Genomic DNA, 12,919 nt, shown 5'->3' on the forward strand with positions numbered 1-12,919 from the left:
GCGCCTGCGGGCTCTACCTCGGCGACCCCACCGCCTGGTCCTGACCCCTCAAGAATTAACGCGGAGCTGCACTAGCGCGTTTCGACGGCGGTTCCGTCCACGGACGGGTTCCTGCCCGCCGGGGTGCCGTTGCCCCCCGGGGTGGAGGCCGAGCCCAGCCGGGCGAGCAGGCCGGCCAGGTCGATGCCGGTGAGGTCGCTGCCGAGCTGCAATCCCTGTGCCACGTTGCCGGCCACCGACTTCGTCAGCGACGACGCCCCCTCGGTGGAGATGACAGTCATCTTGTCGATCGCCCCGATCGGAGCGCTGGCCGCCTCGACGACCTGCGGCAGGACCTTGACCAGCAGGTCCAGTACCGCAGCCTCGCCGTACGCGGCGAACGCCTCGGCCTTGCGGGCCATCGCGTCGGCCTCGGCCTCGCCCTTGGCCAGGATGGCCGCAGCCTCGGCCTGACCCTCGCGCTCGACCGCCTCGGCGATCGCGGAACGCCGCCGCTGCTCGGCCTCACCCTCCTTGGCGCCCTCGATCGCGTTCGCCTCGGCGAGTGCCGCACGCCGGGCGCGCTCGCCCTCACCGGTGAGCCGCGCCTGCTCGGCGGAGGCCTGCGCGGCGGCGATGACCGCCTGGCGCTGCGCGTCGGCGCTGAGCACTGCCGCGTTGCGGGCCGCCTCGGCCTCCTGCTCGACCTTGTACCGGGCGGCGTCGGCCGGCTTGCGCACCTCGGTGTCCAGTTGGCGCTGCTTCAGCTCGGCGTTGCGCTCGGCCACCTTCTGCTGCTCGGAGAGGATCGCCTGGTCCCGTTCCGCCTGGGCCAGCGGCCCAGCAGCGGCCGACCTGGCCTTCGCCGCGTCGATCTCCGCCTGGATGCCGGCCTGCTTGAGGGCGAGGTTGCGGTTCGCCTCGGCGATGGCCTCCTCGGCGAGCAGCCGCTCCTGCTCGGCCTGCTGCCGCGCCCGTGCCTCGGCGATGGCCGCGTCCTTGAGCACCCGGGCGGACTCGGGTCGGCCCAGGTCCTGCAGGTAGGAGCCCTCGGCGAGGATGTCCTGGAGTTGGAAGGTGTCGAGCACCAGACCCTGGTTGGTCATCGAGTGTTCGGCCTCCTCGGCCACGGCGCTGGCGAACGCCGCCCGGTCCCGGATGACCTCCTCGACGGTGAGTCGGCCGACGATCGAGCGCAACGCGCCGGCCAGCACCTCCCGGGTGAAGTTGTCGATCTCGTCCTGCTGGTGCAGGAATCGCTGGGCCGCCGCCCGGATCGCGTCCTCGGTGCCTCCGACCTTGACGATCGCCACGCCGTGCAGGTCGGCACGGATGCCCTGCTTGCTGACCGCGCCCCGGATGCCGACGTCGATCCGCCGGCTGGACAGGTCGAGCGACTGGAGCTTCTGCACCACCGGGAGCACGAAGACCGAAGCCCCGAGCACCACTTTCTGCCCGGAGGTGTCGGTCGACCGGCCGCCGTCGGCGGTGTGCGTGGTGCGCCCCTTGCGGCCCGTGACGATGAACGCCTCGTTCGGGCCGGCCACCTTGATCCGGGAGAGCACGAACAACACCAGGACGAGCGCGAGGACGACCGCGCCGCCGACAGCTATCAACAGGGGCATGGAAGGGGGGTCCCGTCTGCGAGGAGGAATCAGTAGGTTTCGACGTGCACGCTGGTTTCGCTGAGCGCGTGCACGACGAAGATCTGCGCGCCCATGGGGATTGGCTGGTCGGCGCGGGCGTTGAGCTTGACCGGGTGGCCGGCGACGCGTACCCGCACCTCGCCGTACCCGTCGACGGGCACCGGCGTGACGACCAGGCCGAGCGCGCCGACCAGGTCGTCGCGGGTGGGGGTGGGGTCGGTGCGCATGTTGCGCGCCGCCCGGCTGAACCGCGACGCCAGCCACGCCGTGGGCACGGCCGCGAGCAGGCCGCCGGCCGCCGCGCCCGCGATCATTCCGGGGGTACGCGCACCGAGCAGCTCGTTGACGATCGCCCCGCCGAACCCGAACGCTCCGGCGAAGCCCGCCACCGTCTCGGTGGAGATCGGCCCGTCCACATCGGGGTGCCCGAAGTGGATTAGCTCGCTGCCGAGCAGGGCGAGCGCCAGCACCGCGACACCGGCTCCACCGATGATCAGAAAGACGAGCGTCCCCGTGGCCACGACCTGCACGGTATCGGCGCCGCGCAACGGCGATGACCTGTCGAACGGCTCAGCGTGGCGCCACGCTCACCTCCAACTCCGAGAGCTGTTCGGGCAGCGGCTGGCGGACGAGTTCGCGCCCCGCAGTGTCGGCGAGCACGAAGTCACCCTTGTACGGCTGCCGGTAGAGCAGCCGGTCGTCGCCGGCCCAGACGGCGTCGGCGACCGGCAGCGGGTTGACGACCCGCCCGGTGGCGGTCTCCACCAGCAGCGGCTCCTGCTGGCCCTGCACGACGACCAGGCGACCGTCCGGCGACCAGGCCCACGGCCCGGCGGGATCGCCAGGTAGCGGTTCTGACCGGGTCGGTTGTCCGTCGTCGGCGGAGAACATCTGCATGCCACTTCGAGGATGCCGGATCGACTCAAACCGTGGCTTGCCCTTGGCGGTCTGTGGCAGTGCCACCTCCCGGCCGTCTCGGGCCCAGACGAAGGAGCACTGGTCGGTGCAGAAGTAGCGCTGCCGGGACACCGGATGCGTACGCCTCTTGCCGTCCCGACCGACCACGACGAAGCCGAAGTGGTCCAGCTGACTGGTGGTGAACGACCGCCACCAGCGACCCGCTCGGTGCCGGGAAGATGCCGTCGTAGCGGTCGGTGGGAACGTAGCGGCCCCGGCTGCGGTCCAGCAGGAATCCGTTGCCCGAACCGCCGGAGGCCTGTGCCCGTGTCACCACCCAGTCAGCGGGCAGCACCAACGGCTTGGCGGTCCAGTTCGCTCCCGGGGTGGGCCGGATCGACGGTGACGAGGTGATCGAGGGTGACGGAGTCACGGTCGGGGGCGGCGTCGCCGGGGTCGGGGCCGGCCGGGGTCGGAGCAGCACGAACGGCACCGCCGCCGCGACGACCGCCGCCGCGCCGACGGTCAGCCGTCGCCGGCGGCGCAGCCGGCGACCCCGGCCGAGCGCCCGGGCGGCGAGCCCCGGAGCGGCCGCGGCGCCGCCGGCGAGATCGCGTACGGCCCTGCGGAGCATCTCGTCCAGTCGCGTGGGTCATCGCGTCACCTCCGGGCGGCTGGTCAGCTCGTCCAGCCTCGACGCGCGGGACAATGGCGACATGCGCTGGACCGTGCTCGACTCGCCGATCGGCGAGTTCTCCGTGGCTACCGACGGTACGAGTGTCTGCGGAGCCCACTTCGGCCGGGTAGAAGGGGCTGCCGACGAGCCCGGCGATTCGCTGTCCCGGCAGGCCGTGGCCGAGCTGCGGGCGTACTTCGCTGGTGAGCTGACGGCGTTCACCGTGCCCGTCTCCGCTGCGCGCGGCTCCGAGTTCGAGCGGGCGGTGTGGCGCGAGATGATCCGCATTCCGTACGGCGAGACGCTGACGTACGGCGAGGTGGCGCGGCTGGTCGGCGACCCGGGCGCGGCGCGGGCGGTGGGGGTGGCCTGCAACCGCAACCCGGTGCCGGTGATTGTGCCGTGCCACCGGATCGTCGGCGCGGGCGGCAAGCTGGTCGGCTTCGGCGGGGGCCTGCCGCGCAAGGTCACGCTGCTGGAGTTGGAGGCCGCCGTCGCGCTGCGGCATGCCTGGTCCTGACCCGCTGATCGTTGGTTGCCGAGCGGCTCGACACGCCGAGCAGCGTGCTGCTGAGCTGCCACCGATCGCCGCACTGGCGGTGCCGGGACGCGGCGAGGGCCGGGCTCTGTCGGACCCGGCCCTCGCCGATGCTGCTGGTGGTTCAGCGGGTCAGCGCTCGACCTCGCCGGCGATGAACTCCTCGACGGCCTGGTGGGCGTCGTGGTCGGCGTACTGCACCGGCGGGGACTTCATGAAGTACGACGAGGCCGACAGGATCGGGCCGCCGATCTTGCGGTCCAGCGCGATCTTCGCGGCCCGGACGGCGTCGATGATGACACCGGCCGAGTTCGGCGAGTCCCACACCTCGAGCTTGAGCTCGGCGTTGAGCGGGGTGTCGCCGAAGGAGCGACCCTCCAGGCGGATGTACGCCCACTTGCGGTCGTCCAGCCACGGCACGTGGTCCGACGGGCCGATGTGCACGTCGCTCTTGCTCATCTCGTGCGGGATCTGCGAGGTGACCGACTGGGTCTTCGAGATCTTCTTCGAGACCAGCCGCTTGCGCTCCAGCATGTTCATGAAGTCCATGTTGCCGCCGAAGTTGAGCTGGTAGGTGCGCAGCAGCTCGACGCCACGGTCCTCGAAGAGCTTCGCGAGGGCGCGGTGCACGATGGTGGCGCCGACCTGGCTCTTGATGTCGTCACCGACGATCGGCAGGCCCGCGTCGGTGAACTTCTGCGCCCACTCCGGGTCGGAGGCGATGAAGACCGGCAGGGCGTTGACGAACGCGCAGCCGGCGTCGATCGCCGCCTGAGCGTAGAACTTGGCGGCCTGCTCGGAGCCGACCGGCAGGTAGCAGACGACGACGTCGACCTGCGCGTCGCGCAGTGCCTGCGCCACGTCGACCGGGGTGGCGTCCGACTCCTCGACGATCTCGCGGTAGTACTGGCCCAGACCGTCGAAGGTCGGACCGCGCTGCACGGTCACGCCGGTCGGCGGTACGTCGCAGAGCTTGATGGTGTTGTTCTCGCTGGCGACGATCGCCTCCGCGAGGTCCATGCCCACCTTCTTGGCGTCCACGTCGAATGCCGCGACGAACTCCACGGCGTTGACGTGGTAGTCGCCGAAGGCGACGTGCATGAGACCCGGGACGCGGTCGTTCGGGTTGGCGTTCCGGTAGTACTCGACGCCCTGAACCAGGGACGAGGCGCAGTTACCCACACCGACGATGGCGACGCGGACGGAGCCCATAGCGTCTGCCTCCTTCTTTTCTGTCACGGCCGCTCATTCCTGGTCTCTCCAGGCGGAGGCGGGCTGTTGTCTTCTCGTCGGCCGCCGGCTGTCCCGATGTTCGGGACCGTCGGGGCTCGGCCGGAGCGCTCGTTGGCGATGAGCTCCTCCAGCCAGCGGACCTCGCGCTCACAGGCGTCCAGGCCGTGGCGCTGCAGTTCCAAGGTGTAAGCGTCGAGGCGCTCGGCCGCCCGGCCCAGCACGTCGCGAAGGCCTTCGCGACGTTCCTCGATCTTGCGGCGGCGACCCTCCAGAATGCGCAGGCGGGTCGCCTGGTCGGTCCGGGCGAAGAACGCGAAGTGCACACCGAAACCCGTGTCGTCGTACGTCTCGGGCCCGGCCTGTGCGATGAGCTGGGCGAAGCGTTCCTTGCCCTCCGCGGTGATTTTGTAGACCACCCGACCTCGTCGGCTGGTCAGCGCGGGAACCTCCTCGGCGGTGGCGGGTGTCTCGGCGGCTTCGGTGATCCAGCCCGCCGCCTGCAACCTGCGCAGGGTCGGGTAGAGCGAGCCGTAGCTGATCGCCGCCCGGATCGCGCCGAGTTTGGCGGTCAACTCCTTGCGCAGCTCGTAGCCGTGCATCGGAGACTCCTGCAGGAGGCCGAGGATGGCGAATTCGAGCACAGGCCACCCTCTCTTTACCCTCCGGCGCGGAGCGGTAACCACCGCGATGTATCGGACCGATACATCGCACGTTAGCGGCTGGCGCCGGCCAGCACAAACCCCCGTTCCGGGATGCTGCCGTCACGCATCGTGACCGTGGTCGCCTCGTCGGGCCGGACCGCGTACCCTTCTCGGCATGCGCACGTCTCGCCGGGTGGTCGACTACTCGCTTCAGAAGCGAGCAGTCCTGCGTGAGCTCCTGGCTGGCCGCGTCGGCACGTACGACGTGTGCGACGCGTCGCCGTACCTGAAGAACGCTGCGCGGTTCCACGGTGAACCGACCGACCAGCGCTGCCCGATCTGTCGCAGTGAGAATCTGACCCTGGTCCACTACATTTACGGGGACGAACTCAAGCAGTCCGCCGGCCAGGCCCGCACGCTGGCCGAGTTGCCCGCGCTGGCGATGACGCTACGTGAGTTCCAGGTCTTCGTGGTGGAGGTGTGCCTCGGCTGTGACTGGAACCATCTCGTCGAGCAGTACCTGCTCGGCCGGGACGGTCTCACCGGCGACGGCGACGGTGTCGGCGCCGACGAGCAGGACGCGGCCGAGGGCGTGGGTCGGCGGAGGCGAGAGGCGCAACGGTGATCCCAGTTGGTTCGACCGGCTCCGGGGCCGTGGACATGACCCGGGATGGTCGACCACTCGTTGGTCCGATTGGCCCGATTGATTCAGCAATGACCCTGGCGAACCGGCACCCTCGCGCCGGCGTCCCGGGTGAAACAACTCACGGCAACCCGGTGGCGGCGCTGTCGCGCCCCACCGCGACCGGCAGGGTGTGAAGAATGAACTCGTACGGCGATCCCAGCTCCGCGCGCGGTCGTGCCCAGTACCCGGGCCCGGACGGTGACCCCGGACCGGGCGCGGACGACGCGTACCGCAGACCCGGCGGTGACTCCCGCGCAGGTGGTTGGTCCTCCGCGGAGCCCGCGGCGCCCCCCGGCGGGGCCTCGGTGACACCGAGGGCCGCCGGCGGTCGTGCGTCGGTCGGTGGCTCGGCCTCCGTGCCCCCGCCCGGTGGCGCCGCCGCCGGATCAGCATCGGTGGGTTCGGCCACGCCCGGCCGGAGCGGCCGGGCCTCGGTGCCCGTTTCCCCGGCGCCGGGTGCGGCCGCGGGTCGTGCCGGCGCCGGTCGGGCGTCCGTTCCGGTGTCACCGGCGCCGGGAGCGCCCGCCGGTCGGGCCCGGGTGGGCACCGCCGCCGTTGGCGCCGCCTCGGCGGGCCGGGCCAGCGTCGGCTCCGCGTCGGTGGGCGGCCGTGCGGCAGTCGCCCGGGCGAGTGTCTCCCCGGTCTCCGGTGGGCCGGGTGGTCCCGGTGGTCCCGGTGGCCCGGCCGGCCCGAACGGGCCCGGTCGCGGTGGCCGGGGCGGTCGCGGCGCGGGTGACCCGGCCGCTGCGGCCCGGGCCAAGAAGCGCAAGCGGATGAACCTGATGATCGCCGGGTTCGCGGTCTTCATCATGCTCGCTGGCGTCGGCGTGGTCGGGTTCACCTACTACTCGACAAATGTCGTCATGCCTGACGAGATGCCGTTGCCGCTGTCCACCACCGTCTACGCCAAGGACGGCAAGACCGCGCTAGCGAAGCTGGGCAGCGAGAACCGCACCTTCGTCACCATCGACCAGATCCCACAGCACGTGCAGGACGCGGTTGCCGCCGCCGAGGACCGGAACTTCTACCGGCATTCGGGCGTCGACTACAAGGGCATCGTCCGCGCCGGGTGGAACAACGTCACCAACGGTGACAAGCAGGGCGCCTCGACGATCACGCAGCAGTACGCCCGCAACGCGTTCGAGAACCTCAAGGACGACACGTACGGCCGGAAGGTGAAGGAGGCTATCCTCGCCTCCAAGCTGAACGAAAAGTACGACAAGCCGACGATCATGCAGCACTACCTGAACGTCATCTACTTCGGACGCGGCGCGTACGGCATCGAGGCGGCGGCACAGACGTACTTCGGCAAGCCGGCGATCAAGCTCAGTCCCGCCGAGGGTGCCGTCCTGGCCGCGTTGATCAAGCAGCCGGTGGCAAGCGACACCCACAAGGGCTACGACCCGGCGGTCAACCCAACCGATGCCAAGACCCGGTGGGACTACGTGATCGGCGGGATGAAGAAGGAGGGTTGGTTGGACTCCGCCAACCATCCGCCGGCGCCCACCGAGTACCCGAAGGTGCTGCCACCGAAGAAGGGCGGCAACGGCTTCGGCGTCGACAGCCCCCGGGGCAACGTCATCAACTACGTCCGTCAGGAGATGGACGCGATGGGCCTCTGCTCCGACAGCGGCGCGGAGGGCAAGACGAGCTGTGTCGACGGGCTGCGGGACGGCGGCTACCGGATCACCACGACCATCGATCCGAAGCTCCAGGCGGCCGCCGAGAACGTCGCCATGCAGTCGAAGAAGGGCTCGGAGCTCAACGACCAGCCCAAGAACCTGATGGCGGCGGTGGTCTCGATCGACCCGAAGAAGGGCCGCGTGCTCGCCTACTACGGCGGTGACAGCGGTGCCGACTTCGACTACGCCGGCAAGAACACCGACAAGAACGGCGACCTGACCGGCGGTCACTCGCCGGGTTCGTCGATGAAGGTCTACACCCTGGCCGCCGCGATCGAGGCCGGCATCTCGGTGAAGTCGCACTGGGACCCCACGCCGTACAAGCCCGAGGGCTCCGCAGTCGCGATCGGCAACGCCGGCCGCACCAACCTCAAGTGCGGCAAGAACTGCACCCTCGAAGAGTCGACGATCCAGTCGTACAACGTGCCGTTCTACTGGGTCAGTAAGGAGATCGGCGCCGAGAAGGTGGTCGACATGGCCCGCAAGGCCGGCGTGACCACCATGTGGGGCGTTGACCCGCCCAAGGCGTTCGACCTGTCGAAGAAGGGGCCGAACCCGTTCGACAACTACACCGGTTTCGGCAAGTACCCGCTCACCGTGTTCGACCACGCGAACGCGATGGCGACGTTCGCCAACGACGGCAAGTACATCAAGGCGCACTTCGTCATCAAGGTGGAGCAGCAGGACAAGGACACCGGCAAGTGGAAGGTCGTCGGCAGCGAGCGCATCAAGCCGGAGCAGCGGATCGACAAGAAGATCACCGATGAGGTCACCGGGGTTCTGAAGCAGATCCCCGCCCCCAACCATCTCTCGCTCGAAGACGGCCGTCAGGCCGCCGCCAAGACGGGCACCTGGGAGTACGACAGCGAGGACAACTCGCAAGCCTGGACGGTCGGCTACACCCCGCAGGTCGCCACGGCCGTCTGGGTGGGCAGTCGGGATCCGAAGAAGCCCCAGATCCGCCTCGCGAATGGTAATCCGGTCGGCGGTTCGACCCTTCCCGGTCCGATCTGGGAGAAGTACATGAACACCGCCCTCAAGGGGCAGGAGGAGATCCCCCTGCCCACCGTCACCGGCGAGGGCGACGTCACCAAGGGCAACGGCAAGGCACCGGCGGCGCCACCGCCACCGCCACCGGTGCCGGGGCAACCAGGTCAGCCTGGACAGCCGGGGCAGACCTGTGACCCGCTGACCAATCCGTTCTGCCCACGGAACGGCGGCAACCCCGGGGGCACCAACCCGGGCGGACCCGGTGGTCCGAACGGCGGTTAGCCGCCGCCCGACCTGACCACTGACCACTGACCACCATGGATTGACAGCCACAGCGCACACGCCGCCGCCGGCCGGACGACCTGTCCGGCCGGCGGTCGGCGTAGCGGCACCGGTCGCTCGTCGACGACGGCCGCGCGAGCTCTGACCCGGGCGGCCGTCATCGACGAGTACATGACTCATCGCTGCGAGTACGGCAGGATGCCTCTTTATGAGCATTCAGTCGACGCCCGGCATCGACGACGCCGGAACCACCGACCACCCGTCCCGCTCCGACGGGTTCGTCCGCGGCCTCTCCGGCGCCATCGGCGGACCGCTCGGCGACCACGCGACGGTGCTGGACCGGCCGGCCGGCCCGGAACGCCGATTCTGGACCGCCGTCCGGATCGTCCTGGCGCTGGCCTGCCTCACGCTCGCATTGCACTGGGTGCAGAAATCGCCGTGCCAGGACGGCGCATGGCAGAACAACGTGCAGTACAACCGGTTCTGCTACACCGACGTGCTCGCCCTCTACTACGCCGAGGGCCTCAACGAGGGCAAGGTGCCCTACCGGGACCACCCGGTGGAATATCCGGTGCTGACCGGCTACTTCATGGGGGCCCTCGGTCTGCCGGTGCACGCGATCGGCAAGGGTGACCCGAGCATCAACCAGGGCCAGTGGTTCTACAACCTCAACGCGCTCGTGCTGGGCGCGCTCGCCGTGGCCACCGTGGCGGTGATCCTCGCGCTGCGCCGCCGACGACCCTGGGACGCCGCGTTGTTCGCACTCGCCCCGGCGCTGGTGCTCACCGCCACCGTCAACTGGGATCTGCTCGCCATCGGGTTGGCGGCGTTCGGTCTGCTGGCCTGGGCCCGACGACAACCGGCGGCGGCCGGCGTGCTCCTCGGGTTGGCCGGCGCGGCGAAACTCTGGCCGCTGTTCCTGCTGGGGCCGATCCTCGTCCTGGCCCTACGGGCCAACCGACTCCGCGCCGCGCTGACCGCCCTGGGCGCAGCGGTGGTGGCCGTGGTGCTGGTGAACCTGCCCGCCTACCGGGCCAACCCGGACAACTGGGGCCGGTTCTTCGAGCTGAACACCACGCGGCCGATCGACTGGGGCACGCTCTGGTACATCGGGCGCTACCTCGACGGCAAGGTCGGCAACGACCCTGGCCAGCAGGGCCCGTTCGAATGGTTGAACACCAACACCCCGACCCTCAACACCATCTCGTACGCCCTGTTCGCGCTGGCCTGCCTCGGGGTGGCCGTGCTGGCGCTGCGGGCGCCGCGCCGGCCGCGGCTCGCCCAGCTCGCTTTCCTGGTGGTCGCCGCGTTCCTCATCTTCAGCAAGGTCTGGTCCCAGCAGTTCGTGCTCTGGATGCTGCCGCTGGTGGTGCTGGCCCGGCCGAAGTGGGGTGCCTTCCTGGCCTGGCAGCTCGCCGAGGTCTGCTACTTCGTGGCCTTCTACGGCGAACTGCTCGGCGCGGCGACCAGCCGTCCCGTCTTCCCCGAAGGGGTGTTCGTGCTGGCGTCGACGCTCCGGCTGGCGACCGTGGTGACCCTGTGCGTACTGGTCGTCCGGGAGATCCTGCACCCCGAGCAGGACGCGGTACGCGCCAACTACCCCGACGACCCGGACGGCGGTGTCCTCGACGGCGCACCGGACGCACCCTGGCTGGACCGATGGCGTCGCCAGCCGACGACCAACGAACCCGAAGCCGTGAGCGTCACCGCCTGAGGAGGCGTCAGAGCCGGTACACCACCGCGTCGCCGACCTCCTGGCGGGTGATGCCGAGCGACTCGACCGGTGCGTCGATGGTGATCTCCCACGGCGTACCGGGTACCTCGTCGCGCAGCAGCACCACCGTCCGCACACCGAGCGTCCGCAGGTAGTCGATGCTCGTCTGGTCGGGGAACGACTGGCTGACCCGGCGGACGTCGTCGAGCTGCCGGGGCGTGAAGCCGCTGCCCCCGTTCGCCACGTCCGGGAATCCGCTGGTCGACCAGAGCATCACGTGCTGGTCGAGGCCCTGGTCGCTGGGCAGCACGAGCAGCGGACCCTCCGCCGAGCGCAGCGCGGCGGGTTGCGTCGGCACCACCGGGTGCGGGGTGGCGTTCAGCCCTTCGACGGTGACCAACAGCAGCGGCAGCAATGCGGCGATCCGCAGCCACGGGCCCGGCCAGGACGGGATCCGCTGCGCGGCCAGCTCACGGACCCGATCGGTGAGGGCGGTGACCGCGCCCGCCGCGAGCAGCGCGAGCAGCAACGTGATCCAGAGCATCAACCGCCCGGGGGTACGCAGCGCGTTCCAGCCCGGCGCGTGCTCGAACAGCGGCACATAGGTGAAGGTGCCGTCGAAGAAGCGGGTGCCCATCGCGAACACCATCGTGACCAGCACACCGGCGAGCAGGAACAATCGGTGCCGCCGCCGCCAGACCGAGAAGAACAGCCCGCCGAAAGCCAGCGCGTAGAGCACGAACCCCGGCAGCAGCGTCATCTCCGCAGGAAACGGCAGCGCCGCGCGGGCACCCTCGTGCAACCCACCCCAGATCCGCGACTCGGCGGGCGCGGTCACGAAGCCGGACGCCGGCGGCGAGAAGATGGAGATGTCGCCGACGGTCCGTTCGGCGTACGGGTGCAGCTCGGTCACCTGGAAGTACGGGAGAGCCATCAGCGCGCCCACCCCGGCGAAGAACACCCCGCCGACCAGGTCGGCCGCGAGGAGCCGGCGGCCGAACGGCACGGCCCGACCGGAGCGCAGCCGCTTCACGGCGAACAGCACGGCGGTGGCCAGCACCCCGCCAGCCAGGAAGTACGCGAACGGCAGGCCGATGCCGAAGCCGAGGCTGATCTGCCAGGCCGCCACCAGCCAACCGGCGTACACCCAGCCGTCGTGCCGCAGCTCGGGCCGGTAGCCGCGCCGTAGCGACCAGCCGTGCCCTCGCGCGAGCATCGCGAGGGCCAGCGGGATGCCACCGTTGGAGAGCACGTGCAGGTGCCCGGCCTGGGCGAGCAGCCACGGCGCGTACGCGTAGCCGACCCCGGCGACGGCGGCGCCGATCCGACCGGCGCCCAACTGCCGGGCCAGGGCGTACGCCCCGAACGTGGCGAGCGCGTGCGCCAGCACGAACATGATGTTGTAGCGCAGCACCGCGTCCTCGGGGCCGCTGCCGAGCATCCCGGCCGGCGCGTAGCCGAGCAGCGTGTCGGAGAACGCGAAGCTCCACAGCTCCGGGAAGAACGTGTTCGCCTGCCACAGGCGCGCCGGGTCGGCCAGGAGGATGTGCCCGGACCATGCCATCTGCCACGCTTGGAGGCTCGGGTCCCAGGTGTCCTGTGGCAGGGTGTAGCGCGGGTAGCGCAACGTCGGCCAGGTCATCAGCACGGCCAGCGCCAGCGAGGCGAGGGCCGCCAGGGTCCACTCGTGGACCAGGAACCGGCCGACCGGCCGGGCGGCCCGGGTGAGCCAGGTGGGCCGGGGCTCCGGGGCCGAGGCGAACGCCTCCCAGCGGTCGGGCTCGACCGGCTTCGCCTCGCCGTCGTCACCCGCCTTGACGCCCTGGGGCTTCTCGCCGTCCTTGCCCGCCGTGCCCTTGGCGGCAGCGGGTTTCGTGGCGTCGGCCGTCTTCCCGCCGGTGCTCGTCGTACCGTCGGTATCGCCCGTGGTGGTCGCGTCGGCCTTGGTCGCGTCGG

General features: G+C 70.5%; 10 protein-coding genes. 4 read left to right on the forward strand and 6 right to left on the reverse strand.

Translation table 11 applies throughout. From position 1 onward, the window contains the following. Window positions 1-71 precede the first annotated feature (71 nt). Genes ACLQ24_RS09470 through ACLQ24_RS09480 form a run of 3 tightly spaced genes read right to left on the reverse strand, consistent with a single transcriptional unit; the run spans window position 72 to window position 2,690 of the window. Window positions 72-1,604 carry a flotillin family protein gene (locus tag ACLQ24_RS09470; RefSeq protein WP_425890487.1) on the reverse strand — a complete coding sequence of 511 codons (1,533 nt, stop codon included), beginning with the start codon at window positions 1,602-1,604 and terminating at the stop codon, window positions 72-74. Between the two features lie 29 nt (window positions 1,605-1,633). Then, on the reverse strand, window positions 1,634-2,155 hold the full coding sequence (locus tag ACLQ24_RS09475) for a hypothetical protein (RefSeq protein ID WP_425890556.1): 522 nt from the start codon (window positions 2,153-2,155) through the stop codon (window positions 1,634-1,636). Between the two features lie 40 nt (window positions 2,156-2,195). Continuing rightward, on the reverse strand, window positions 2,196-2,690 hold the full coding sequence (locus ACLQ24_RS09480) for a hypothetical protein (RefSeq protein WP_425890489.1): 495 nt from the start codon (window positions 2,688-2,690) through the stop codon (window positions 2,196-2,198). Between the two features lie 548 nt (window positions 2,691-3,238). On the opposite strand from ACLQ24_RS09480, the gene ACLQ24_RS09485 reads away from it, so the two are divergent. Further along, a complete protein-coding gene (locus tag ACLQ24_RS09485) occupies window positions 3,239-3,718 on the forward strand; it encodes a methylated-DNA--[protein]-cysteine S-methyltransferase (RefSeq protein ID WP_425890557.1) in 480 nt (159 codons plus the stop codon). Window positions 3,719-3,868: 150 nt separating this feature from the next. Here ACLQ24_RS09485 and ACLQ24_RS09490 read toward each other — a convergent pair whose 3' ends face one another. Further along, window positions 3,869-4,948: an inositol-3-phosphate synthase gene (locus tag ACLQ24_RS09490; RefSeq protein ID WP_234588668.1), complete on the reverse strand. Its 1,080-nt coding sequence runs from the start codon at window positions 4,946-4,948 to the stop codon at window positions 3,869-3,871. Between the two features lie 23 nt (window positions 4,949-4,971). Further along, window positions 4,972-5,610, reverse strand: a complete 639-nt coding sequence (locus tag ACLQ24_RS09495; protein WP_030331823.1) for a PadR family transcriptional regulator — start codon at window positions 5,608-5,610, stop codon at window positions 4,972-4,974. Between the two features lie 175 nt (window positions 5,611-5,785). Between ACLQ24_RS09495 and ACLQ24_RS09500 the strand changes: the two genes are divergently transcribed. The 3 genes from ACLQ24_RS09500 to ACLQ24_RS09510 all read left to right on the forward strand — a co-directional run bounded on the left by ACLQ24_RS09500 (window position 5,786) and on the right by ACLQ24_RS09510 (window position 10,963). Continuing rightward, window positions 5,786-6,235: a DUF5318 domain-containing protein gene (locus ACLQ24_RS09500; protein WP_425890490.1), complete on the forward strand. Its 450-nt coding sequence runs from the start codon at window positions 5,786-5,788 to the stop codon at window positions 6,233-6,235. 197 nt (window positions 6,236-6,432) lie between these two features. Then, window positions 6,433-9,249 carry a transglycosylase domain-containing protein gene (locus ACLQ24_RS09505; RefSeq protein ID WP_425890492.1) on the forward strand — a complete coding sequence of 939 codons (2,817 nt, stop codon included), beginning with the start codon at window positions 6,433-6,435 and terminating at the stop codon, window positions 9,247-9,249. A 208-nt stretch (window positions 9,250-9,457) separates the two neighbouring features. Beyond that, window positions 9,458-10,963 carry a glycosyltransferase family 87 protein gene (locus ACLQ24_RS09510; RefSeq protein ID WP_425890493.1) on the forward strand — a complete coding sequence of 502 codons (1,506 nt, stop codon included), beginning with the start codon at window positions 9,458-9,460 and terminating at the stop codon, window positions 10,961-10,963. 7 nt (window positions 10,964-10,970) lie between these two features. On the opposite strand, the gene ACLQ24_RS09515 is transcribed toward ACLQ24_RS09510, so the two are convergent. Beyond that, the coding region (locus ACLQ24_RS09515) for a hypothetical protein (protein ID WP_425890494.1) at window positions 10,971-12,919 on the reverse strand (1,949 nt) is incomplete at its 5' end.

The sequence above is a fragment of the Micromonospora sp. DT4 genome, from assembly GCF_049841675.1.
Taxonomy (GTDB): domain Bacteria; phylum Actinomycetota; class Actinomycetes; order Mycobacteriales; family Micromonosporaceae; genus Micromonospora.